A 23,040-nucleotide genomic window follows, 5' to 3' on the forward strand; every position below is an offset into this window, starting at 1 on the left:
CGGACGCACGACGACGGCCCGGGCGCGGGTGGGGAACCAGCGACCGGGCCGTCGTCGTCCCTGCGTGCTCCCCTGCTGCCTCAGCCCTTGACCGCGCCGGCGAGCATGCCGCGCACGAAGAAGCGCTGCAGCGCGATGAACACGATCAGCGGCACGATCATCGCGATGAACGCGCCGGCGGTGAGCAGGTACCAGTCCCCGCCGCGCGTTCCGGCGAGCTCGGCGATCTTCACCGTGAGCGGCTGGTACTCCGGGGCGGCGAAGGTCAGGCCCACGAGCAGGTCGTTCCACACCCAGAGGAACTGGAAGATCCCGAACGACGCGATCGCAGGCACGAGCAGCGGGAACAGGACGCGGAAGAAGATCTTCACGTGCCCGGCCCCGTCGACGCGGGCCGCCTCCACGAGGGAGGCCGGGATGTCCTTCATGAAGTTGTGCAGCAGGAAGATCGCCAGCGGCAGCGCGAAGATCGAGTGCGAGAGCCACACGGTCCAGTAGCTGCCGTTGATGTCCCAGTCGACGTAGTCCGACAGCAGCGGCACCAGGGCGATCTGCAGCGGCACCACCTGCAAGGAGAAGACGGCGACGAACAGGAAGTTCCGGCCCGGGAACTTGATCCACGCGAACGCGTACGCCGCCAGCAGCGACAGGGTGATGGGGATGAGCACCGCGGGGATCGTGATGACGAACGAGTTCACGAAGAACGTGGACAGGTCGTTGCTGTTCCCGTAGAGCGCCTCGTTGTAGTTGTCCATCGTGAACGAGGCGTTGCCCGTGAAGACCGTCCACCAGCCGCTGCGGCGGATGTCCTCCTGCGGCCGGAAGGACGTGATGAGCAGCCCGAGCGACGGGATGGTCCACAGGATCGCGATGATGATCGCGATGCCCGAGGCCCACGGGGAGCTGAGCTTGCCCTTCGTGGCGATCGCCCGGCGTTCCAGCCGGGAGAGCTTGCGGGCTCGCGACTTCGGGAGGTCCTCGTCGAGCACGGAGCCGGCGACGGCCTGGCCGGGGGTGGGGGTCGAGGTCATCGGATCTCCTCCGACTTGCGCATCTGCCGCACGTTGTACGCGATGATCGGGATCACCAGGATGAACAGGACGACGGCGAGCGCCGCGGCGAGCCCCTGGTTCCCCTGCCGGAACGCCTGCGTGTAGAACTCGTTGGCCACCACCTGGGTGCCGAACTGGCCGCCCGTCATGGTGCGCACGATGTCGAAGGCCTTGAGGGTGCCCATCGCGATCGTCGTGAGGACCACGACGAGGGCGGGCCGGATGCTCGGCACCGTGATGTAGCGGAACATCCCCATGCCGTGCAGACCGTCCAGACGCGCGGCCTCCACGATGTCGTCGGGGATGGCCTTGATCGCCGCGGACAGCACCGTCATCGCGAAACCGGTCTGGATCCAGATCATCACCACGATGAGGAACCAGGTGTTCCACGGCTGTCCGATGAGGAACTGCTGGGGCGGCAGACCGATCCACACCAGCACCTGGTTGAGCAGTCCGATCTGCTCGATTCCCGGCTGGTCGGGACGAAACTCGTAGACAAACTTCCAGATGATCGATGCGCCGACCATCGAGATCGCCATCGGAACGAAGACGAGCGCCTTGGCGAGCTTCTCGAACCGGGTGCGGTCGACCAGCACGGCGTAGGCGAGCCCGATGACGGCGGACAGCAGCGGCGCGAGGATCACCCAGGCGGCGGTGACCACCAGCACGTGCTGGAACTGGCCCTCGGTGAACGCCCGGACGTAGTTGTCGAACCCGACGTACTCGGTGCCGTTCTGGTTGAAGAACGACTGCCAGAGCGTGATGAGCCCCGGCCGCACCAGGCCGTAGGCGAGGAAAAGGAGGGGAACGCCGACGAAGCCGGCCGCCACCACCCAGGACGGGACCCGCTTCGGGCGGTCCACCGCGAACAGGATCAGCCCCATGACGACGACGAACAGGGCGACCCCGACCAGCATGACCACGAACTTCTCGACCGCGGTGCCGGGTTCCAGCAACCAGGTCATCGACGACCTCCTCGAGGAGTCAGGACGGTTTCAAGGGCGAGGACGCACGGTCCGGGTACGTCGGACGACGTACCCGGACCGCACGCCCGAGCGAGGATCACGCGGCGTGCCGGCTCACTTCGGCCAGGACGCCTCGATCTGGTCGGTGACCTCCTGGGTGCTCGCCCCCGTCAGCCAGTTGACGATGCCCGTCCAGAACGTGCCCGAGCCGACCTCACCGGGCATGAGGTCCGACGCGTCGAACGCGACGACGGTGTTCGGGTCCGCCAGCACGCCGGCGACGTACTGGTCGAACTCCGTCGCCAGGTTGTTCGGGTCGAGCCCGCTGTTGGCCGTGACCCAGCCGCCGTCCGGGGTGGCCAGGGCCTTCTGGTTGGCCCAGTCGTCGCTCGAGAGGTAGGTCTGGAAAGCCTGGACCTCGGGACGGTCGGCGAACGCCGCGACGAACTCGCCGCCGCCCAGCATCGGCTTGACGTCGGTCTGGTCGGTCGGCAGGTAGAACGCGAACACGTCGCCCTGCTCGGAGACCTCGGTGCCCTCCGGCCACTGCGTCTGGTAGAAGTTCGCCGCGCGGTGCATCCAGCAGTTGCCGTCGAGGATTCCGTTGCCGGCGTCCGTCCACGACTGCGTGGCGATCGAGTTGACCTCACCCAGACCGGCGTTGACGTAGTCCGGGTTCTTGAGGATCTCCCCCGCGGCGTCCCAGGCCTCGACGACCTTGGGGTCGTTGAACGGGATCTCGTGGGTGTACCACTGCTCGTAGGCCTCGACGCCCGCGGTGCGGAGCATCATGTCCTCGATGAAGTCGGTGCCCGGCCAGCCGGTGGCGTCGCCGGACTCGACACCCGCGCACCAGACCTTCGCACCGTCGTTGTCGTCGTGGATCTGCTGGGTGAGGTCGAGGAGCTCGGTCCACGTCTGCGGGATCTCGTACCCCGCGTCCTCGAACATGGACGGCGAGTACCAGACGAACGACTTCGCGTTCGCACCCAGCGGCGCCGAGTAGAACGTGCCGTCGACCGTGCCGTAGCCCTTCCACGTCTCGTTCCAGAACTCGTCCACGTTGGCCGCCACCGACTCGGGCGCCGGCTTGATGACGTCCGGGTAGTTCGTGACGATCGTGTTGAGCAGGCCCGGCTGCGGCAGGTACGCGATGTCGGGGGCGTTGCCCGCCTTGACCCGCACCTGGAGCTGCGCCTCGAACTCGCGGGACGCCTCGTACTCGATGGTGACGCCCGTGCACTCCTCGAACGCGTCGTAGGACGCCTGCTGCGTGGCGCCCTCCGGGTCCACGATCGAGGTGTAGACGCTCACGGTCTTGCCGTCGAGGTCGCCGAACTCCTCGTAGGCGGCGCAGTCGATCTCCGCGCTGGCGGCGCTGGTCTCCTCCTCGCCGACACCACCTTCGCCGTCGGGGTCGCTGCACGCCGCCAGCACGAGCGCGAGGCCCGCGCCGCCTGCCGCCAGCGCCAGTGCGCGTCGCCGCGCCGTCGTCGTTCGTCTGGTCATGCCAAGCTCCTCCACTGCGTCGTGGTCCACGGAGGTGTTCCCGCCGATCGGCGGCCGTGATCCCCTGGTCCCCCTGACCGGGATACTGCCTCCCCCCAGAGTTCATCGCACCCCCACCTGCAGGTGCAAGTTCCTGCAAGTCGTTTCACGGTCACGACTCGGTGACGATTCATGACACCCTGGGACCCGGACCCCGTCACGCACCTTCCGAGAGGACCGCCATGATCGAGCTGAGGAGCCCGCGAGAGATCGACCAGATGCGCCCCGCGGGGAGCTTCGTGGCCGAGGTGCTCACGGCCGTCCGCGACGCCGCCGCCGTCGGGGTGAACCTCCTCGAGCTCGACGCCCTCGCGCACCGGATGATCCGCGACCGCGGCGCCGAGTCCTGCTACATCGACTATCACCCGTCGTTCGGCGCCATGCCGTTCGGCAAGGTGATCTGCACGTCTGTGAACGACGCCGTCCTGCACGGGCTGCCCCACGACTACACGCTGCGCGACGGCGACCTGCTGAGCATCGACTTCGCCGCGTCGGTCGACGGGTGGGTCTCGGACTCCGCCGTGTCGTTCGTCGTCGGCACCTCCGCGTCGCCGCAGCGCGCCGCCGCCGACGCGAAGCTCATCGAGACCACCGAGGTGGCGCTCGAGGCGGGCATCGCCGCCGCCGTCACCGGCAACAGGATCGGCGACATCTCCGCCGCCATCGCCAAGGTGGCCCGCGGCGCCGGCTACGACATCAACACCGACTTCGGCGGCCACGGCGTCGGGCGCACCATGCACGGCGACCCGCACGTGCCGAACGACGGCCGCCCCGGCCGCGGCTTCCCGCTCAAGCCGGGCCTCGTCATCGCGATCGAGCCGTGGTTCCTCGAGACCACCGACGAGATCTTCACCGACCCCGACGGCTGGACGCTGCGCTCCGCCGACGGCTCCCGCGGCGCGCACAGCGAGCACACCATCGCCATCACCGCCGACGGGCCGGTCGTCCTCACCGCGCGGGACTGACGTGCCGAGGTAGCTCTACTTCGGCACGGACAGGAGCACCGGCACGACGCCGTCCTCGTCGACGGTGCCGGTGACCTCGTCGGCGGCGGCGCGCACGACGTCGTCCGCGTGCCCCATGGCGACGCCGCGGCCGGCCCAGCGCAGCATGTCGACGTCGTTGCGGCCGTCGCCGACGGCCACCGTGTCCGCGGGGTCGACGCCGAGCCGCTCGCGCAGCCGCTCCAGCCCGGACGCCTTGGTGACGCCCTTCGGCGCCACGTCCATCCACGCCGTCCAGCCGACGGCGTAGGTGACGTCGCCCAGGCCGATGCGGGCCGCCATCGCGCTGAACTCCTCGGGGGTGCGCTCGGGGCTGCGGATGACGACGCGCGTCACCTCGCGGGCCCACAGCTGCTCGAAGTCGACCACCTCGTGCACGCCGTCGAGCTCGCCGTCGGGGAACAGGGCGTTCATCCGGAAGCCGATGCCGATGTCCTCGACGGCGTAGCGGGCGTCGGGAAGCTCCTCCCGCAGCAGGCGCAGCGCGGGGCCCGGGTCGAACGTCCGCACCTCGTCGAGCTCCCAGCCGTGCGGGAGGCCCTCGTCGAGGCGCACGGTCACCGCGCCGTTGGAGCACACCATCCAGCCGGTCGTGATGCCGAGCAGCTCCGCCACCGGCGTCATCGCGATGAGCGACCGCCCCGACGACAGCACCACGTGGTGGCCCGCCGCCTGGACCTGCGCGACGGCGTCGCGCACCGCGGGCGACAGGCCGCCGTCGTACCCGAGCAGCGTGCCGTCGATGTCGAGGGCGACGAGGTGCGGCGCCGGACGCCCGCTCACGCGACCGGCTCGAGCACCTCGAGGCCGCCCAGGTAGGGCCGGAGGCCCTCGGGCACGCGCACCGAGCCGTCGGCCTGCTGGTGGTTCTCGAGGATCGCGACGATCCACCGCGTGGTGCCCAGGGTGCCGTTCAGCGTGGCCACCGGGCGCGTGGTGCCGTCCACGGTCCGCTCCCGCACGCCCAGGCGGCGGGCCTGGAAGGTGGTGCAGTTCGACGTCGAGGTGAGCTCGAGGAAGCGCTCCTGCGTGGGCAGCCAGGCCTCGCAGTCGAACTTGCGCGCGGCGGAGGTGCCGAGGTCGCCCGCGGCGGTGTCGATGACGCGGTAGGGCAGCTCGACCTTGGCCAGCATCGCCTCCTCCCAGGCCAGCAGGCGCTGGTGCTCGGCCGCGGCGTCCTCCGGGTCGCAGTAGCTGAACATCTCGACCTTGTGGAACTGGTGCACGCGGATGATGCCGCGGGTGTCGCGGCCCGCGGCGCCGGCCTCGCGGCGGTAGCAGGCGCTCCAGCCCGCGTACCGCTTCGGGCCCGCCGACAGGTCGAGGATCTCGTCCGCGTGGTAGCCCGCGAGCGCCACCTCGCTGGTGCCGACCAGGTAGAGGTCGTCCTTCTCCAGGTGGTACACCTCGTCGGCGTGGCTGCCGAGGAAGCCGGTGCCGCGCATAGTGTCCGGCTTGACCAGCGTCGGCGTGATCATCGGCGTGAAGCCGGCCGCGACCGCCTGGTCGACCGCCGCGTTCAGCAGCGCCAGCTCGAGGCGCGCCCCCACGCCCGTGAGGAAGTAGAACCGCGAGCCCGACACCTTGGCGCCGCGCGCGGTGTCGATCGCGGCCAGCCCCTCGCCGAGCTCCAAGTGGTCGCGCGGGGCGAAGCCCTCGGCCGCGAAGTCGCGCGGCGTGCCGACCTCCTTGACGACGACGTAGTCGTCCTCGCCCCCCGGGGGCGCGCCGTCGACGACGTTCGCGATGCCGTAGAGGAGCTCGTCGAGCTGCTTCTCCGCGTCCGACGCGTCCGCCTGCCGCGCCTTCACCTGCTCCGCGAGGTGCTTGGTGCGGGTCAGCAGCGCGGCCTTCTCGTCGCCCTGCGCCTTCGCCACCTGCTTGCCGAGCGCCTTCTGCTCCGCCCGCAGCGACTCGAACTCCGTGAGAGAGGAGCGACGGCGCGCGTCGGCGTCGAGCGCCGCGTCCACGAGGGCGGGGTCGTCGCCGCGGGCCAGCTGGCTCGCACGGACGACGTCGGGGTTGTCGCGCAGAAGTCGGAGGTCGATCACGCCCGCAAGCCTAACGGCCGGGCCGCGCACGGCCCCCACGGATATCGCGGGTCCCGGCGCGGTACCACCTCGCGAGGTTCGGAACTACCTCGCGGGGTTCGGAACTACCTCGCGGGGTTCGGTACTACCTCGGCAGGACCGGTACTACCTCGGCACGTGCCTTGCTACCTCGGCGGGTTCGGCGCTCCCTCGGCGTGAGATGGGCGACTTCGCCGGGTCCGGTCGCCCGTTTCGTCGTAGGTTGCCGTCATGCCGGACGAGTACGCGGAGATCGTCGCGCTGGTCGTCGCGCTGGTGATCGTGCTCAGCGCGCTCGCCGCGACGCTGGTGCTGTGGCGCCGCGCCCGCACGCGGGAGCACGTCCTCGCCACGCGGGACGCGCAGCGCGCGCAGGAGGGCGAGGCACGCGGGATGCGGCTCGCCGTCGTCATCAACCCCTCCAAGGAGGGCGCGGCGGACGTGCGCGCCGTCGTGGAGCGGGTGTGCGCCGACGCCGCGCTGCCGGACCCCCTGTTCTACGAGACCACGGTGGATGACCCCGGCACCGGCCAGGCCCGCCGCGCCCTCGCCGCCGGCGCGGACGTCGTGGTCGCCGCGGGCGGCGACGGCACGGTGCGCGCGGTGGCGGAGGTCCTGGCCGGGACGGGGCGTCCGATGGGGCTCATCCCGGTCGGCACCGGCAACCTGCTCGCCCGCAACCTCGACCTGCCGCTCACGTCGGTGACCGACGCGGTCGCCATCGTGCTGGGCGGCACCGACCGGGCCATCGACGTCGGCCGCGCCCGGGTCAGCGAGTTCGCCCCCGACGCCGAGCCCCTCGTCGACGGCGAGCCCGACCAGGCGCACATCTTCCTCGTCATCGCGGGGCTGGGCTTCGACGCCGCGATGGTGGCGGACGCGGACGACCAGCTCAAGGCCAAGGTCGGCTGGGTGGCCTACTTCCTCGCCGGGGCGCGGCACCTGCACGGCCGGCGCATGCGCGCGACCATCCGCCTCGACGACGGCGAGCCCGTCGAGGCGCGGCTGCGCAGCATCATGGTCGGCAACTGCGGCAGGCTGCCGGGCGGGATCACCCTGCTGCCCGACGCCGTCATCGACGACGGCGAGCTCGACGTCGCCGCCATCGACACCCGCGGCGGCCTGGCGGGATGGGCGCAGCTCTTCGGCGAGGTCGTGGCGCAGGGCCTCGGCGTGCGCAACGACCTGCCCGGCAAGATCGGCCGGATCGACCACACCCGCGCCCGCCGCGCGGTGATCCGGGTGGACGACGGCGAGCAGGCGCAGGTGGACGGCGACCCGCTGGGCAACGCCGTCGAGCTGGAGACCTGGGTGGAGCCCGGCGCGCTCGTGGTCCGGACGGGATGATCGCGTGAACGTCCGGCGTCCCAGGAGGGCCTCGCGGCCCCTGGGACCGGGGCGTGCATAGGCTGGCCCGCGTGATCCGCCCCGCCCGCGCGCTCGTCGCGTCGACGTTCGCCCTGCTCGTCGCTCTCCTCCTCGGAGCGCCGGCGGCGTCCGCGGCCCCGGCGCCGGCGGACGCCGAGGCGCCGGAGACCCCGCTGGTGCTCGCCGGCGTGTCGGGCCTGCAGTGGTCCGACGTCGACGCCGTGCGCACCCCGCACCTGTGGCGGCTCATCGGGGGCGGGTCGGTCGCGTCGATCGCGGTGCGCACCCTCACCCCCACCTGCCCGGTCGAGGGGTGGCTCACCCTGTCCGCCGGCAGCAAGGCCGCCGCGCAGCCCGCTGTCGCCGAGGACGCGGACGACGCCGCGGAGGACGCGGGGCAGGCCGCGGACGACGGCGCGCCCGCGCTGGGCTGCCCCACCGTGCCCGTGCCGCCCACGACGCCGGCCGACGAGGGCACGGCACGTGCCGAGCGCACGCACGTGCCCGGGTGGGCCGAGCTCGCCGCGAACGACCCCTTGACGCCGAACGCCGCCGAGCCGGGCGCGCTCGGCGAGGTCGCCGACGTCGCGCGGGCCTGCACGACCGCCGTCGGCCCGGGCGCCGCCGTCGCGCTCGCCGACGCCTCGGGCGACGTGCCGCGCTACCTCTCCGACCCGGGGGCGCTCACGGCCGAGCAGGTCGCCGAGTGCCCGGCCACCGTCGTCGACCTCGGTGTGCTGCCCGACGCCGCCAACGAGCGCACCGCCGCGGTCGAGGAGCTCGACGCCCAGGTGGGCCGCCTGGCGGACCTGCTGCCCGCGGGGGGGCGCCTCGTCGTGGCGGGGATCTCCGACACGCCGCTCGGCCCCGCGGACCTCCAGGTGGTCGTGGACTGGACGTCGCCCGGCGGCAGCGCGACGTGGCTCAGCTCGACATCGTCCCGCTGGGCCGGGGTGGTCGTGCTCGCCGACCTGTCCGCGACCCTCGCCGACACCGTCACCGGGGGCGCCCTGTCCGGCACGGCGCCCGACGGCGACGCCCCGACCGACGACGAGACCTCGCCGGGCACCGACGACGAGACCGACGATGCCGACGACGCGCTCACCGCGGCCCTCGCACCGTTCACCGGCTCCCCCCTGGAGCGGGGCGACGACCGCCGCATCTCCGTCTCCCGCACGGTGGAGAACCGGCAGTACCTCAGCGTGCTCACGGACACCGTGCCTCGCCTGTCGCCGCTGGTGCTGGGGCTCGTCGGCCTCGCGGACGTCGTCGTCGTGGGCGCCCTGCTGCTCGCCCGCCGCCGCGGCGGCGCCGACACGCCCGACGACTCCCGGGCGGCCGGGCCGCGGTACGGCCGCCGCGTGGGCCTGGCGGTGCTCGTCGTGGCGTCCAGCCTGCCCGTCGCCGCGTCGCTGGCGACCCTGTCGCGCTGGTGGGCGGCGCCGTCGCCGGTGACGACGCTGGTGCTGGCGCTCACCGTCGCGGCCCTGGTCGCCGCGCTGGTCGCCTGGTTCGCGCGCCACCTGCTGCCGCCGTCGCCGTGGCGCCTCGCGACCAGCCTCGCGGGCGTGACCTGGCTGGTCGTCACCGTGGACGGCCTCACCGGCACGACGCTGCAGCAGGGCTCGCTGCTAGGCCCGGCGCCCTCCCTCGGCGCCCGGTTCTACGGCTTCTCCAACACCGTGTTCGCGGTCTACGCCGTCGTCGGCCTGGTGCTCGCCGCGGGGCTGGCGGCGGCCGTGCGCGCCCGCGGCGGCAGCCGGGCGTGGGCCGGCTGGACCGTCGCCGGCGTGGGCCTGGTGACCGTGCTGGTCGACGGCCTGCCCCCGTTCGGCGCCGACTTCGGCGGCATCCTCGCGCTCGTCCCGGGCTTCGCCGTGCTGGCGCTCGGCGTGGCCGGGGTGCGGATCACCTGGCGACGCGTGCTGCTCGTGGCGAGCGGGACCGTGCTCCTGGTCGCGGTCGTGTCCGTCGTGGACTGGCTGCTGCCGGGCCCGGGCAGCCACCTCGGCGGCTTCGTCGAGTCCGTCGTCGAGGGCAAGGCGCTCGGCGTCGTGGCCGGCAAGGCCGCCGGCGCGTGGGCCACGATCGCCAACCCCGCCGGCGCCGCCGCGCTCCTCGTGTGCGCCGCCGCCGCGTGGGCCGTGCTCGCCCCGGGCCGCGCCCGCCTCGACGGCGTCGCCCGCGCCTACCGGCAGGACCCGGTGCTGTGGCGGCTCGTCGTCGGGCTCGTGGTGACGGCCGGCGTCGGCACCCTGCTCAACGACTCCGGCGTCGCGGTGGCCGCGATCGTGCTCGCCCTCGCCCTGCCCGTGCTGCTCGCCGGGCGGCTCGCCCACGCCGACGAGGCCGCCGCCGCGGCGCCCCGGGACGACGCCGCGCGCGCCTCCGGGCCGGTGCTCACCCGCGTGCCGGCGGTGCTCGTCGGGGCGTCGGCGGGCCTGCTCGTCGCGCTGCTCGTCGGCACCACCGCGCTGCCCGGCTCGGCGTCCGCGCGGGCCGGCGACGTCTCCGACGCCGGCACCCCCGTGGTCGACGACGCGCACCCGGTCGTCGTCGTCGGCACCCAGGGCGTGCGCTGGGAGGACGTCAGCCCGTCCGCCACCCCCACGCTGTGGGACGTGCTGCGCGACGGCGCCAGCGGCGCCGGCGTGACGCCCGCCGTCGGCGGCGCCTCGGCCACCTGCCCCGCCGCCGGGTGGCTGGGCCTGTCGTCGGGGCGCAGCCCCGTGACCGGGCAGACGACGGACGGCGCGTGGTCGTGCGCGCCGTGGGAGGTCACCCCGGACGGCGCGCAGGACGACGGCGCCGCGACCGTCGACGGGTGGGACGGGCTCGCCGCGCTGCAGTCGTCGTCGGAGTTCCGCCCCACCCTCGGCGTGCTCGGCGACGCCCTCGCCGACGGCGGCGTGTGCACCACCGCCGTCGCGCCGGGCGCGGCCCTCGCCCTCGCGGGCCGCGACGGCACGGTGCCGCGCTACCGCGACCTCGACGCGGCGCTCGCCGACCCGGCCGGCACGTTCTCCTGCCCCGTCACCGTGGTCGACGCCGGCAGCGCGCCGTACCACCCGGACCCCGAGGGCTACTCGGGCCTCGTCCCGCTGCCGGACGACGTCACGAGCGACGACCCGGCCCGCGACACCGCCCTGCGCGCCGTCGACGCGACGGTCGGCCGGGTGCTGGCGGCGGTCCCGGCCGACGCGACCGTGCTCGTCCTGGACGTCGGCAACCCCGCGCCGGGCCGGCCCGCCCTCGGCGTCGGCGTGGCCGACGCGGACGCGGACGACGCGCCCGCCTACCTCACGTCCGGCGCGACCCACTGGCTCGGCGTCGTGCGGCTGCTCGACGTGCCGACCACCCTCGTCACCGCGTTCGGGCTGCCCGTGCCCACCGACCTCAGCGGCTCGCCCGTCGAGCTCGCCGCCGAGCGCCCCGGCGGCACCGGGGCCACCGTGCGGGAGCTCGCCGGGCTCACCGAGCGCGACCACATGCTGCGCGTCACGACCGGCACCGTCACCACGGCCCCCGCGTACGTGGGGCTCGCGGCGTTCGCCCTGGTCGTCCTGCTGCTGCCGCGGCTGCGCCGCTCGTCGCCGAAGGCCGCGGGGAGGTGGGCGCGCGTGCTCGACGCCGTCCTGCTGGGGTGCGCCGCGGTGCCCGCGGCCGCGTTCCTCATGACGGCGTGGGGCTGGTGGCGCCTCGCCGAGCCCGCCACGTCCCTGTGGGTGACGCTCGGCCTGAGCACCGTCGTCGTCGCGCTCGTCGGCGCCCTCGCGCCCCGCCGGCCCGCGTGGGCGGGCGCGACGGTGGTCGCGACGCTCACCTTCCTCCTCCTCACCGTGGACGCGATGCTCGGCACGCCCCTGCACCGCGGCAGCCCGCTGGGGTCGGCCCCCACCCTGGGCGGCCGCTACTACGGCTTCGGCAACCCCACCTACTCGATCTACGCCACGGCCGCCGTGATCGCCGCCGCTGGGCTCGCCACGGCCGTGCGCCGCCGCTGGGGCAGGATCCCCGCCGGGGCCGTCGCCTCGGCGGTCGGCCTGGTGACGCTGGTCGTGAGCGTGTGGCCCACCCTCGGCGCCGACGTCGGCGGCGGCCTGGTGCTGGTGCCCGTGTTCGTCGTCCTCGTGCTCGGCGTGGTCGAGGCCCGCGTCACGTGGAAGCGGCTGATCCTCGCCGGGCTCGCGGGCGTGGCGCTCGTCGCCGCGATCGGCGTCGTCGACTGGCTGCGGCCCCCGGCCCAGCGCACCCACCTCGGCGCGTTCGTGCAGTCCGTCGTCGACGGCACCGCCCTCGAGACCATCGCGCGCAAGGCCGGCTACGCGCTGCGGTCCCTGAACGGCGGCGTGCCGGCGTGGCTCGCGCTCGCCGTGCTCGTCGGCCTCGTCGCCGTCCTGTGGGGCGGGCCACGCCTGCGGGCCCGGTGGCTGCAGCGCACCGAGGACCGCTGGCCGCTGCTGCGGCCCGTGCTGGTCAGCCTCGTCCTCGCCGGCGTCGGAGGGGCCGTCGTCAACGACTACGGCATCCGCATGGTCTCGATCATGCTCGCGGCCGCCGTGCCGCTCGTCGGGTCGATCGTGCTGCGGTCGTGGATGACCGAGGATCCCGACGCGCCGGGTCAGCCGGCGTCGCCCGAGCGGGCGCCCGCGTCCGAGGAACCCGCGCCGTCGGAGGTCTCCGCGGCGTCCGGGGCGTCGACCGTCTCCGACGGGGAACGACCCGGCACGTAGACGGACGTCTCGGGCTCCGGGTGCTGCCGCCCCCGGACGACCAGCAGCGCCACGCCCAGCGCGACGGCGACGAACGACGTCCAGATGTTCGCGGGGATGCCGAGCCACGCGTTGCTGGTGGGGTCGATGCGGAGCGCCTCGAGCCAGCTGCGCCCCAGCCCGTACCAGACCAGGTACAGGGCGAAGAGCCGGCCCCAGCGCAGCCCGTAGCCCGGCTCGCCGACGGCGTCCGCCCGGGCCTCGCCGCGGCGCCGCGCCGCGCGCTCGACGAGGAGCAGGACGGCGACGCCCAGGAGGTTCCAGAGCATCTCGTACAGGAACAGCGGGTGGAACAGGGTGTCGTCCGGGAAGCCGGCCACCGCGCCGTCGATCTCGAGGCCCCAGGGCAGCGTCGTCGGCGACCCGTACAGCTCCTGGTTCATGTAGTTGCCGAGCCGGCCCACCGCCTGGGCCGCGAGCATGCCGGGCGCGAGCGCGTCCGCGAACGACCAGAACCGCAGGCCCGCCCGCCGGCACCCGATCCACACGCCGAGGGCCCCGCCGATGAGCGCGCCGTAGATGGCGATGCCGCCGTCCCAGATCCGCACCCACTCCCAGTAGCCCCACGGGCCGGTGCCGTCCGAGTAGTCGCCCAGGTGGGTGAGCACGTGGTAGATCCGCGCCACGACGATGCCCAGCGGCACCGCCCACATCACGATGTCGAGGGTCACCTCCGGGCCGGCGCCGCGCGCGACGAGGCGCCGGTGCGTGATCCACGTGGCCAGCACGATGCCGGCGAGCAGGCACAGGGCGTAGACGTGGACCGTCAACGGCCCGAGCGCGAACACCGCCCACGCAGGGTCGGGGCTGGGGATCGACGCGGAGAGTCCTCCGGCTGCGGGCGCGGCGAGCATGCCCCCGAACCTACCGTGCCTCCCGGAGGGGAGACGGGCTCAGTGCCCGGCGCCCAGCGTGCCCGCGAGGCGGTCGAGGCGCGCCGTGCTGTCGGCGTCGAGGCCGCGGAACTCCACGGTCTTCCCGTGCTGGGCGTACTTGTGCTGGACGGCGTCGAGGGCGGCGACGGTGGAGGCGTCCCACACGTGCGCGCTCGACATGTCGATGACGACCCGGCGCGGGTCGCCCGTGTAGTCGAACTGGTGGACGAGGTCGTTCGAGGACGCGAAGAAGAGCTCGCCGTCGACGGCGTACACCCGCTCGTCGTCCTCGTCGGACGCGTCCAGGCGGGTCACCGTGGTCAGGTGGGCGACGCGCCGGAGGAAGAGGACGGCGGCGACGACCACGCCCACGACGACGCCGTAGGCGAGGTTGTGGGTGGCGACCGTGACGGCGACGGTCGCCAGCATGACCGCGGTCTCGGACCTCGGCATCCGCCGGAGCGTCGAGGGCCGGGCCGAGTGCCAGTCGAACGTGCCCACCGACACCATGATCATCACGGCCACCAGCGCGGCCATCGGGATGGTCGCGACGACGTCGCCGAGCCCGACGACGAGCGCCAGCAGGAACGTGCCGGCGAGGAACGTCGACAGGCGCGTGCGGGCGCCCGACGCCTTCACGTTGATCATGGTCTGGCCGATCATGGCGCACCCGCCCATGCCGCCGAAGAACCCGGTGACGATGTTCGCCACGCCCTGCCCCCACGACTCGCGAGTCTTGTTCGAGTGGGTGTCGGTGATGTCGTCGACCAGCTTCGCGGTCATCAGCGACTCGAGGATGCCGACCAGCGCCATGGCCAGCGCGTACGGGGCGATGGTCCGGAGAGTCTCGAGGGTGAGCGGCACGTCGGGGAAGAACAGCGTGGGCAGCGACTGCGGCAGCTCGCCCTCGTCGCCGACGGTCGGGACGTCGAGCCCACCGGCCAGGACGGCGGCGGTGATCAGCACGATCGCGACCAGCGGGGCGGGGACGACCCTGGTCCAGCGCGGCAGCAGCACGATGATCGCGAGCCCCGCAACCACCAGGGCGTAGACCCACCACCGGTTGTCGGCCGTGACCTTGTCGCCGAACAGGTGCGGCAGCTGCGAGGTGAAGATGAGGATCGCGAGCGCGTTGACGAAGCCCGTCATCACCGAGCGCGGGATGAACCGCATCAGCCGGGCGACGCCGAGCAGGCCCAGCACGACCTGGATGACGCCGCCGAGGATCACGGTCGCGACGAGGTGGTCGAGGCCGTGCTCGCGCATGACGGGCGCGATGACCAGCGCGACCGCGCCGGTGGCCGCGGAGATCATCGCCGGCCGGCCGCCGACGAACGAGATCGTCACCGCCATCGTGAACGCCGCGAACAGGCCGACGCGCGGGTCCACCCCCGCGATGATCGAGAACGCGATCGCCTCGGGGACGAGGGCGAGCGCGACGACGAGGCCCGCGAGGACCTCGGTGCGCAGGGTCCGCACCGAGCCGAACGCGGCCCTGAACGAGCCCGACGAGGTCGCCTCGGGGACCACCACCGGGGCGGGCCGCGGGGCAGGATCGGGCAGGGAGGCACGCAGGTCGTCCGGCACGCGGAGGACTCCGTTCGGTCAAGGTCGAGGGGCGCGGCGGCGCACGCAGAGGTCGATGGCCGGCGGACGGACCCGGGGCACCAGCATCCGCGGCGGCGCCGACTCTACCCTCACGTGAGGGTAGAGTTCCAGCCGTCCGGATCCGTCAGACTGGACCCCATGACCGACCCCTCCCCCGCCGCCACGCTGCACATCGGGGCCGTCGCGAGCCGCACCGAGCTGTCGCTGCGCACGCTGCGCCACTACGACGAGGTGGGGCTGGTGCGACCGTCGGCGCGCAGCGAGGGCGGGTTCCGCCTGTACACCGAGGACGACGTCGAGCGGCTCCTGCTCGTGCGCCGGATGAAGCCGCTGGGCTTCACGCTCGAGGAGATGGCGGAGCTGCTGGAGATCACCGACGCGCTCGAGGCGGGGACGCTCGACGACGCGGGGGCGGGCGACGCCCGCGCCCGCCTGGACGGCTACCGCGCCGCGGCGGAGGAGCGCCGCGCCGGGCTGGCGCGCAAGCTCGCCATGGCGGACGAGTTCATCGCGCTGCTGGGCTCGCGCTGACGCCCCGGGCCCGACGCCGGCTCAGCGCCCACCGGTCAGGCGGCGGAAGCAGCGGACGGCCAGCGCGGCCGGCCCGCCCGTGCCGCCCACCGGGGCGTCGCCCGCGGCCCACTCCTCCATCGCGAGGCGGATGGCGTCGGTCGCCGCGGCGGCGACGAGGCGGCGCTCGAGCCGGTCCTCGCCGGGGGCCAGGTCGGCGAGCAGGGGCTCGAGCCGCTGCTCGGACTCGCGGTTGACGCGGTACCAGACGTCCGCGAGCGCCGGGTCCCCGGGCACGCTGCGCAGCAGGCCGCGCGTACGGAGGAACTCGTCCTCGCCCGCGTCGGCCCCCGCGGTGAGCGCGTCGCGCATCGCGTCCTCGACGGCGGCGAGCACCCCCTTCCCGACGTCGCTCGCGGCGAGGCGGGCGCGCCACGCGTCGCCGCCCACGGCGAGAAGGGGCGCGACAGCGTCCTCCTTGGTGCGGCTGTAGCGGTAGAAGGTGCGCAGCGAGACCCCGGCCTCGGCCGCGATCGCCTCCGCGGTGACGGCGGCGGCGCCGCGGTCGGCGAAGAGCCGGGCGGCCACCTGCGCGATCTCGAGCTGGGTGGCGGCCTTGCGGCGCTCGGTGAGGGATCGGGGCTCGGGCACGGCTCCACCCTACGCGCGCATGACATCGTGCCACCTGACGTCGTACTGACACGTGGTGTCAAGGGCCGTACAGCGCAGGACAGAGGGGCAGCGGCACCGAGACCGTCGCGTCCGTGGTCGCGATGCTCGCCAGCGACGACGGCGCGTTCATCACCGGCACCGAGGTCCGCATCGACGGCGGCACGCACTTCTGACGCCGGCCAGGAGGTCGTGCGGGTCGTGCGGGCAGGGGATCAGGCGCCGCTCGGCAGGTCGCGGTCGAGGGCGTGGGACCGCACGTGCTCGACCGCGAGGCGCACGGCCCCCGTCCGCACGACGTCCGGGCCGAGGTCGGAGACCACGACCTCGACCGCCGGGTCGTGCAGGTGGTCCGGGAGCAGCGCGCGGGCGCGCTCCACGACCGGCCCCAGCGCGGGCGCCATCGCCCCGGTGACGATCACCCGGTCGAGGTCGAGGAGCCCGGACAGGACGGCGCACACCCGCGCCAGCCGGTCGGCGAGACCGTCGACCACCTCGCGGGCCAGGGCGTCCCCCGCGTCCGCCGCCGCCAGGACGTGCTCGGCGTCGAGGCGGTCTCGCGGGACGTCCGCGAGCGCGCTCCCCGCCCGGCCGGCGTCGAGCAGGCGGCCCGCCTCGTCCCGGGCCAGCGCGCCCAGGCCGTCGCTGGACCCCACCCCCTCGACCAGGTCGAGGATCCGCATCTCCCCGATCGCCCCGCGCGGCCCGCGCCGCAGGGCGCCGTCCAGCACGATCCCGGCCCCGATCCGCTCCCCCACGAGGAGCGCGGCGTAGGCCGCGGCGCCGTCGCCGTGCTCGACCTCCGCGACGGCGGCGAGGTTCGCGTCGTTCTCGACGACGACGTCCCAGCCCCGGGCCGTGAACAGGTCGCCCAGGCCGGGGTTCATCAGCGCCCAGAACGGGTTCCGCTCCCCCGCGGGCACGCCGCCGGTGCCCACCGGGGCGGGCACCCCCAGCACGGCGGCGACCACGGCCCGGCCGTCGCGGCCGGACCTCGCCACGGCGGCGTCCACGGCGTCGCGGACGGTCGCCCGGCGCGCGTCGGCGTCGCTCGCCGGGTCCACCTGGACGGCCTCCTCGGCGAGCACTCGACCGTGCAGGTCCGCGACCGCCGCCGAGACCCGGTGCTGGCCCGCGTCCACGCCGACGACCAGCGCGGCGTCGGGCCGGAACGCGTAGCGCAGGGCGGGGCGCCCCTTGCTGTAGGCGCCGGCGGCGCGCGCGTCGTCGAGCTCGACGAGCCAGCCCCGGTCCGTGAGGTCGCGGCACAGCGCCAGCACGGTCGAGCGGGCGAGGCCCGTGGCGGCCATGAGGTCGCTGGCCGTCACCGGCTCCCCGTCCCAGACCTGCTGCAGCACGCGCTCGGCGTTGAGCCGCCGCACCAGGTGCGTCGAGGGCGTCGTGGCCTCCGCGCCGTTCGTCATCACGCTCCGCCTCGCGTCGTGGGGGTCGCCCCGGCGTCGCACCGCCAGGCCGGTTGATTCTAGGCCGAGATTTTCTCCGCCCGAGGGGTTGACCCCCGCGCACACGGGTGAGAAGGTCCTCCAGGGATTAAATTTCAGCACAACATTTAGTGCCGAAATGTATCCCGATCGAGCTTCTCGACGAAAGGACGACGGTGTCTGAGGAACCGAGACGTACGGGGCGCGGGATCGCCGGGGCGCTGGGCCTGGCCCTGGTCGGCAGCCTCCTCGTGGGGTGCGGCGCGGACGGCGCCGAGACCGTCCGCTTCACCTTCAGCAAGCGCGAGGCGATCCCGTACATGACCCAGGTCGTGGCCGACTACAACGCGTCGCAGGACGACGTGCGCGTGGAGCTCGACACCTCGGGCGTCGACGTCGTGTCCGCGAGCTTCGTGCGCGGCAACCCGCCCGACCTCATGCTCGCGAACTACAACATGGAGGTCGCGCGGTTCGTGGACCGCTGCACGCTGAGCGACCTGGGCGACACCGCCGCCGCGGCCCGCGTGCGCCCCGACCTGCAGCCCCTCATGGACCAGTACGGCCGCTGCGAGGGCCGCACGAGCGCCCTGCCCTACTCCGTGATGGCGGCCGGCGTGATCTACAACAAGGAGATCTTCGCGGAGCACGACCTCGAGGTGCCGCAGACGTGGAGCGAGCTCATCGCGGTGGCGGACTCCCTCGAGAAGGCCGGCGTGACGCCCTTCTACGGCACGTTCAAGGACGACTGGACCGTCGCGCAGGGCTGGTTCGACTACGCCGTGGGAGGCCAGGTCGACACCCTGGAGTTCTTCGACCGGCTCGCCGCCGAGGGCGCCGACGTCGGCCCGGGCTCGGACGTCTCGTTCGAGAAGGACTTCAGCCGCCCCCTCGAGCAGATGACCCGCCTCACCGAGTACGCGAACGACGACGCCGCGAGCCGCGCCTACGGCGACGGCAACCTCGCCTTCGCGCAGGGCGAGGCCGCCATGTACCTCCAGGGGCCGTGGGCCTTCAGCGAGATCGCCAAGACCGCCCCCGACCTCGACCTGGGCACCTTCCCCCTGCCCATGACCGACGACCCCGCCGACCTGAAGGTGCGCGTCAACGTCGACCTCGCGGCGATCGTCCCCGAGGGATCGCGCCACCAGGAGGCCGCCCGCGACTTCCTCGAGTACCTGTACCGGCCCGAGATCATCGAGGCCTACAACGAGTCGCAGCTCGGCTACACGCCGACGACCGACGCGCCGCCGCCCTCGGACCCGCGGCTCGCGGGGATGACGGAGTACTACGACGCCGGGCGGGTCTACCAGGGCGCCTCGGTCCTCGTGCCCAAGACGATCCCGGTCATGGCCTACACCCAGGGCATCGCGTTCGGCGCCGACGCCGACGCCACGATGCGCACCCTCGACACGGACTGGGCCCGCCTGGCCCGGCGCCAGTAGAGCACCGCCGCCAGCGAGCCACGAGCAGCACGAAGGAGTCCTCGCTCATGTCCACCCTCACGACCTCCGCGACGGGCGTGCCCGCCGCCCCGGCCCCCGCCCGGCGCGCGCCACGCGGCGCCCGGCGGACCGAACCGATCTACTACCTGTTCCTCCTGCCCAGCCTCGTGCTGTTCACGCTGGCGATCCCGGTCCCCGCCATCGTCGGCATCTTCTTCAGCTTCACGAACTCGGTGGGCATCGGGGACTGGGACTTCGTCGGCCTCACGAACTACGCGGTCGCGTTCAGCGACCCCGCGATCCTGCGCAGCTACCTCTTCACGTTCGGCTTCTCGCTCGTGACGGTGCTCGTGGTCAACGTCATCGCGTTCCTCCTGGCCGTCGGGCTGACCTCCCGCATCCGGCTCAAGGTGGGCCTGCGCGCGGTCTTCGTCATCCCGATGGTCGTCTCCGGCATCATCATCGCCTACGTCTTCAACTTCCTGTTCTCGAACTCCCTGCCCGCCGCCGGGCAGGCGGTCGGGGTCCCCTTCCTCGAGACGAGCCTGCTGGCCAACCCCGACCTGGCCTGGCTCGCGATCGTCGTCGTCACGGCGTGGCAGGCCGTGCCCGGCACCCTGCTCATCTACATCGCGGGCCTGCTGGCCATCCCGGGCGACGTGTACGAGGCCGCCGAGATCGACGGCGCGACCCGGTCGCAGCGGCTCGCGCGGATCACGCTGCCCCTCATGGCCGGGTACGTGGTCATCAACGTCATCCTCGGCTTCAAGAACTTCCTCAACGCCTACGACATCATCGTCGGCCTCACGAACGGCGGGCCGGGCACGGCCACCCGGAGCATCGCGATGACGATCATCACCGGCTTCAACGGCGGCGACTACGCCTACCAGATGGCCAACGCGACGATCTTCTTCGTCGTCACGGTGCTGATCGCCTTCCTGCAGCTCTCGGTCACCCGCGGAAGGAACTCCCTCTGATGGCCACGCTCACCGCTCCCACCTCGCGCACGTCGCGCACCGCCGCCGCGCGCCCGCTCCGCCCGACGCGCGAGCGGTGGAACAGGTCCGGCACCCTGCTCCTCCTGCTCTGCTCCGTGACCGTGCTGCTGCCGCTGTACGTGACGGTCTCGATGGCGTTCAAGACGACGGGCCAGGCCGTGGACGGCAACGCGTTCTCACTGCCGGCCCCGTTCGACGTGCAGGGCTTCGTCCAGGCCTGGCAGCTCACCGAGTTCCCCGTCGGCCTGGCGGTGTCGCTGCTCGTGACGGCGGGCACGGTCGCCGCGACGATCCTGCTGGCGGCGGTCGCGTCCTTCGCCATCATGCGCAACTGGGAGCGGCGCCTGTTCCGCTGGTCGTTCTTCTACCTGCTCGGCGCGATGTTCATCCCGTTCCCGGTGGTCGCCCTGCCGCAGATCCAGCTCACCGGTCGTCTCGGCCTCGACAACCCCGGCGGCGTGATCCTGCTCGCCACCATGTTCCAGCTGAGCTTCAGCGTGCTGCTGTTCACGGCGTTCCTCCGGTCGATCCCGCTGGAGCTCGAGGAGAGCGCCCGGATCGACGGCGCGACCACGTGGCAGACGTTCTGGCGGCTGATCTTCCCGCTCCTGGCCCCCATGAGCGCCACCGTCGGCATCTTCGCGTTCCTCTACGCCTGGAACGACTTCATGATGCCGTCGCTCATCATCTCCGACCCCGACCTCCAGACGCTGCCGGTGCGCCAGCAGCTGTTCCAGACCCAGTTCAGCAACAACTACAACGTCTCGTTCGCCTCCTACCTCATGGCGATGGCTCCGGCGATCGTCGCCTACCTGTTCACGCAGCGCTGGGTGATGGAAGGCGTCACCCAGGGGGCGGTGAAGGGCTGACCGTCCTTGGCCACCTCCCGAGCCCAGCCCCCCCCCCAGCCCAGCTCCCTGGCCCACGTACCAAGGACCGCACCACCGAAGAAGGGCATGCACCCATGAGCGACCTGCTCGACGTCCCCGCCCCCACCACCGAGGGCTCCGACGCCGCGCCCGACGCCACCTGGTGGCGCCAGGCCGCCGTCTACCAGATCTACCCGCGCAGCTTCGCGGACTCCGACGGCGACGGCGTCGGCAACCTGCGGGGCATCACGTCCCGCGTCGGCTACCTGTCCGCCCTCGGGATCGACGCCGTGTGGCTGAGCCCGTTCTACCCGTCCGCGCTGGCCGACGGCGGGTACGACGTCGCCGACTACCGCGACGTCGACCCGAAGATCGGCACGCTCGCCGACTTCGACGAGATGGTCGCGGCGCTGCACGGCGCCGGGATCCGCGTCGTCGTCGACATCGTCCCCAACCACACCTCGAACCTGCACGAGTGGTTCGCCGAGGCGCTCGCCGCGCCGAAGGGGTCCCCCGCCCGCGACCGCTACATCTTCCGCGACGGCCTCGGCGAGCACGGCGAGCTGCCGCCCGCGGACTGGACCTCCACCTTCGGCGGCCCCGCCTGGGAGCCGGTGGGCGACGGGCAGTGGTACTTCCACCACTTCGCCGTCGAGCAGCCCGACCTCAACTGGCACAACCCCGAGGTGCGGGAGGACTTCCTGCGCACCCTGCGCTTCTGGTCCGACCGCGGCGTCGACGGCTTCCGCATCGACGTGGCGCACATGCTCACCAAGGACCTGCCCGGCGAGGGCGAGCCGCTCCCGTCCCAGGCCGAGCTCGAGGCGCTGCCCCGCGACGGCCAGCACCCCCTGTTCGACCGCGACGACGTGCACGACGTGTACGCCGGGTGGCGCGAGGTCTTCGACTCCTACGACCCGCCCCGCACCGCCGTCGCGGAGGCGTGGGTGGGCTCCGCCGAGCGCCGTGCGCGGTACGCCAGCAAGGACGGGCTGGGGCAGGCGTTCAACTTCGACCTGCTCGAGGCCGACTTCGACGCCGCGCAGTTCCGCCGCATCATCACGGCCAACCTGGAGCTCGCCGCCGCCTCGGGCTCGTCGACCACGTGGGTCTTCTCCAACCACGACGTCGTGCGGCACGCCACCCGCTACGGCCTCGCCCCCCGCGGGGACGACCGGCGCAAGGGCGGCACGGACTGGCTGCTCGCCGGCGGCCCGGAGGACCAGCTCGACCGCGAGACCGGGCTGGCCAGGGCCCGCGCCGCGACGCTGCTCGAGCTGGCGCTGCCCGGCTCGTCGTACCTGTACCAGGGCGAGGAGCTCGGCCTGCACGAGGTCGCGGACATCCCCGACGACGAGCGACAGGACCCGACGTTCTTCCGCAACCGGGGCGTCGAGGTCGGCCGCGACGGCTGCCGCGTGCCGCTGCCCTGGACCGTGGACGGGCCGTCCCTCGGCTTCGGCGACGGGCCCGCGCACCTGCCGCAGCCGGCGTGGTTCGCCGAGCACGCCGCCGACGCCCAGGACGGCGTCGAGGGGTCGACGCTGGAGCTCTACCGCGCGGCCCTGGCCCTGCGGCGACAGCTGCAGACGGCCGAGGAGCTCGAGTGGCTCGAGACGGGCTCGCCGGACGTCCTCGCGTTCCGCCGGCCGAACGGGTGGACCAGCGTCACCAACTTCGGCACGGCCCCGGTGCCGCTGCCCGACGGCGCGGTGCTGCTGAGCAGCGCGCCGCTCGCCGACGGCGCCCTGCCCGGCGGGACGACCGTCTGGCTCCGGTCCTGACGCCTGCCTGACGCGTCGCCGACGCGTCCCGCCGGTCGAGCCTGCCGCACCACCCGCCCCGGGGG

Annotated in this window: 17 protein-coding genes and 1 pseudogene; 9 read left to right on the top strand and 9 right to left on the bottom strand. The window is 73.4% G+C overall.

Annotated elements, in window-relative coordinates; all coding sequences use genetic code 11:
- Nucleotides 1-80: 80 nt before the first annotated feature.
- The 3 genes from ACFUVW_RS08785 to ACFUVW_RS08795 form a co-directional block, all read right to left on the bottom strand.
- Entirely contained in the window at nt 81-1,031 is a 951-nt protein-coding gene (locus ACFUVW_RS08785; RefSeq protein WP_430570946.1) for a carbohydrate ABC transporter permease, read from the bottom strand.
- Entirely contained in the window at nt 1,028-2,017 is a 990-nt protein-coding gene (locus tag ACFUVW_RS08790; RefSeq protein ID WP_430570947.1) for a carbohydrate ABC transporter permease, read from the bottom strand. The genes ACFUVW_RS08785 and ACFUVW_RS08790 overlap by 4 nt, the downstream gene beginning before the upstream one ends.
- 114 nt (nt 2,018-2,131) lie before the next feature.
- Nucleotides 2,132-3,526 (bottom strand): ABC transporter substrate-binding protein, encoded by a 1,395-nt coding sequence (locus ACFUVW_RS08795; RefSeq protein WP_430570948.1) that lies wholly within the window; start codon nt 3,524-3,526, stop codon nt 2,132-2,134.
- A 221-nt stretch (nt 3,527-3,747) separates the two neighbouring features.
- Between ACFUVW_RS08795 and map the strand changes: the two genes are divergently transcribed.
- Entirely contained in the window at nt 3,748-4,530 is a 783-nt protein-coding gene (map, locus tag ACFUVW_RS08800) for a type I methionyl aminopeptidase (RefSeq protein WP_430570949.1), read from the top strand.
- Between the two features lie 15 nt (nt 4,531-4,545).
- Here map and ACFUVW_RS08805 read toward each other — a convergent pair whose 3' ends face one another.
- Both ACFUVW_RS08805 and serS read right to left on the bottom strand, forming a co-directional pair.
- Nucleotides 4,546-5,352 carry an HAD family hydrolase gene (locus ACFUVW_RS08805; RefSeq protein WP_430570950.1) on the bottom strand — a complete coding sequence of 269 codons (807 nt, stop codon included), beginning with the start codon at nt 5,350-5,352 and terminating at the stop codon, nt 4,546-4,548.
- Entirely contained in the window at nt 5,349-6,620 is a 1,272-nt protein-coding gene (serS, locus tag ACFUVW_RS08810) for a serine--tRNA ligase (RefSeq protein WP_430570951.1), read from the bottom strand. The genes ACFUVW_RS08805 and serS overlap by 4 nt, the downstream gene beginning before the upstream one ends.
- Before the next feature lie 249 nt (nt 6,621-6,869).
- On the opposite strand from serS, the gene ACFUVW_RS08815 reads away from it, so the two are divergent.
- On the top strand, nt 6,870-7,985 hold the full coding sequence (locus ACFUVW_RS08815) for a diacylglycerol/lipid kinase family protein (protein ID WP_430570952.1): 1,116 nt from the start codon (nt 6,870-6,872) through the stop codon (nt 7,983-7,985).
- Between the two features lie 71 nt (nt 7,986-8,056).
- On the top strand, nt 8,057-12,739 hold the full coding sequence (locus tag ACFUVW_RS08820) for a hypothetical protein (RefSeq protein ID WP_430570953.1): 4,683 nt from the start codon (nt 8,057-8,059) through the stop codon (nt 12,737-12,739).
- On the opposite strand, the gene lgt is transcribed toward ACFUVW_RS08820, so the two are convergent.
- Both lgt and ACFUVW_RS08830 read right to left on the bottom strand, forming a co-directional pair.
- Nucleotides 12,628-13,632 carry a prolipoprotein diacylglyceryl transferase gene (gene lgt, locus ACFUVW_RS08825; RefSeq protein ID WP_430570954.1) on the bottom strand — a complete coding sequence of 335 codons (1,005 nt, stop codon included), beginning with the start codon at nt 13,630-13,632 and terminating at the stop codon, nt 12,628-12,630. The two genes, ACFUVW_RS08820 and lgt, sit on opposite strands and share 112 nt — an antisense overlap.
- A gap of 39 nt (nt 13,633-13,671) precedes the next feature.
- A complete protein-coding gene (locus ACFUVW_RS08830; protein ID WP_430570955.1) occupies nt 13,672-15,240 on the bottom strand; it encodes a SulP family inorganic anion transporter in 1,569 nt (522 codons plus the stop codon).
- A 159-nt stretch (nt 15,241-15,399) separates the two neighbouring features.
- Here ACFUVW_RS08830 and ACFUVW_RS08835 point away from each other — a divergent pair, with 159 nt between their 5' ends.
- Nucleotides 15,400-15,792, top strand: coding sequence for a MerR family transcriptional regulator (locus tag ACFUVW_RS08835; protein WP_430570956.1), 393 nt, complete (start codon nt 15,400-15,402; stop codon nt 15,790-15,792).
- Nucleotides 15,793-15,813: 21 nt separating this feature from the next.
- Here the strand turns inward: ACFUVW_RS08835 and ACFUVW_RS08840 are convergent, their stop codons facing one another.
- Nucleotides 15,814-16,422 carry a TetR/AcrR family transcriptional regulator gene (locus tag ACFUVW_RS08840; RefSeq protein WP_430570957.1) on the bottom strand — a complete coding sequence of 203 codons (609 nt, stop codon included), beginning with the start codon at nt 16,420-16,422 and terminating at the stop codon, nt 15,814-15,816.
- A gap of 101 nt (nt 16,423-16,523) precedes the next feature.
- Here ACFUVW_RS08840 and ACFUVW_RS08845 point away from each other — a divergent pair.
- Nucleotides 16,524-16,616 (top strand): annotated as a pseudogene (locus ACFUVW_RS08845) (SDR family oxidoreductase); the annotation flags it as partial.
- A gap of 39 nt (nt 16,617-16,655) precedes the next feature.
- Here ACFUVW_RS08845 and ACFUVW_RS08850 read toward each other — a convergent pair.
- Nucleotides 16,656-17,864, bottom strand: a complete 1,209-nt coding sequence (locus ACFUVW_RS08850) for an ROK family transcriptional regulator (RefSeq protein WP_430570958.1) — start codon at nt 17,862-17,864, stop codon at nt 16,656-16,658.
- 194 nt (nt 17,865-18,058) lie between these two features.
- Between ACFUVW_RS08850 and ACFUVW_RS08855 the strand changes: the two genes are divergently transcribed.
- From ACFUVW_RS08855 to ACFUVW_RS08870, 4 genes are all read left to right on the top strand, one after another.
- A complete protein-coding gene (locus ACFUVW_RS08855; protein ID WP_430570959.1) occupies nt 18,059-19,324 on the top strand; it encodes an ABC transporter substrate-binding protein in 1,266 nt (421 codons plus the stop codon).
- Nucleotides 19,325-19,371: 47 nt separating this feature from the next.
- The gene (locus ACFUVW_RS08860) at nt 19,372-20,301 is read left to right on the top strand and encodes a carbohydrate ABC transporter permease (RefSeq protein ID WP_430570960.1); all 930 of its coding nucleotides are present in this window, start codon (nt 19,372-19,374) and stop codon (nt 20,299-20,301) included.
- Nucleotides 20,301-21,191: a carbohydrate ABC transporter permease gene (locus ACFUVW_RS08865; protein WP_430570961.1), complete on the top strand. Its 891-nt coding sequence runs from the start codon at nt 20,301-20,303 to the stop codon at nt 21,189-21,191. Before ACFUVW_RS08860 ends, ACFUVW_RS08865 begins: the two co-directional genes overlap by 1 nt.
- Before the next feature lie 95 nt (nt 21,192-21,286).
- The gene (locus ACFUVW_RS08870; RefSeq protein WP_430570962.1) at nt 21,287-22,975 is read left to right on the top strand and encodes a glycoside hydrolase family 13 protein; all 1,689 of its coding nucleotides are present in this window, start codon (nt 21,287-21,289) and stop codon (nt 22,973-22,975) included.
- Nucleotides 22,976-23,040: the final 65 nt, after the last annotated feature.

Origin of the sequence: Isoptericola sp. NPDC057391 (assembly GCF_042668085.1) — a bacterium.
In the GTDB taxonomy this organism is placed as follows: domain Bacteria; phylum Actinomycetota; class Actinomycetes; order Actinomycetales; family Cellulomonadaceae; genus Isoptericola.

Coding starts and splice junctions, on each gene's coding strand:
- ACFUVW_RS08790 (WP_430570947.1), bottom strand. CDS start 2,017: ATGACCTGGTTGCTGGAACCCGGCACCGCGGTCGAGAAGTTCGTGGTC.
- ACFUVW_RS08815 (WP_430570952.1), top strand. CDS start 6,870: ATGCCGGACGAGTACGCGGAGATCGTCGCGCTGGTCGTCGCGCTGGTG.
- lgt (WP_430570954.1), bottom strand. CDS start 13,632: ATGCTCGCCGCGCCCGCAGCCGGAGGACTCTCCGCGTCGATCCCCAGC.
- ACFUVW_RS08850 (WP_430570958.1), bottom strand. CDS start 17,864: ATGACGAACGGCGCGGAGGCCACGACGCCCTCGACGCACCTGGTGCGG.
- map (WP_430570949.1), top strand. CDS start 3,748: ATGATCGAGCTGAGGAGCCCGCGAGAGATCGACCAGATGCGCCCCGCG.
- ACFUVW_RS08860 (WP_430570960.1), top strand. CDS start 19,372: ATGTCCACCCTCACGACCTCCGCGACGGGCGTGCCCGCCGCCCCGGCC.
- ACFUVW_RS08795 (WP_430570948.1), bottom strand. CDS start 3,526: ATGACCAGACGAACGACGACGGCGCGGCGACGCGCACTGGCGCTGGCG.
- ACFUVW_RS08785 (WP_430570946.1), bottom strand. CDS start 1,031: ATGACCTCGACCCCCACCCCCGGCCAGGCCGTCGCCGGCTCCGTGCTC.
- ACFUVW_RS08870 (WP_430570962.1), top strand. CDS start 21,287: ATGAGCGACCTGCTCGACGTCCCCGCCCCCACCACCGAGGGCTCCGAC.
- ACFUVW_RS08835 (WP_430570956.1), top strand. CDS start 15,400: ATGACCGACCCCTCCCCCGCCGCCACGCTGCACATCGGGGCCGTCGCG.
- ACFUVW_RS08865 (WP_430570961.1), top strand. CDS start 20,301: ATGGCCACGCTCACCGCTCCCACCTCGCGCACGTCGCGCACCGCCGCC.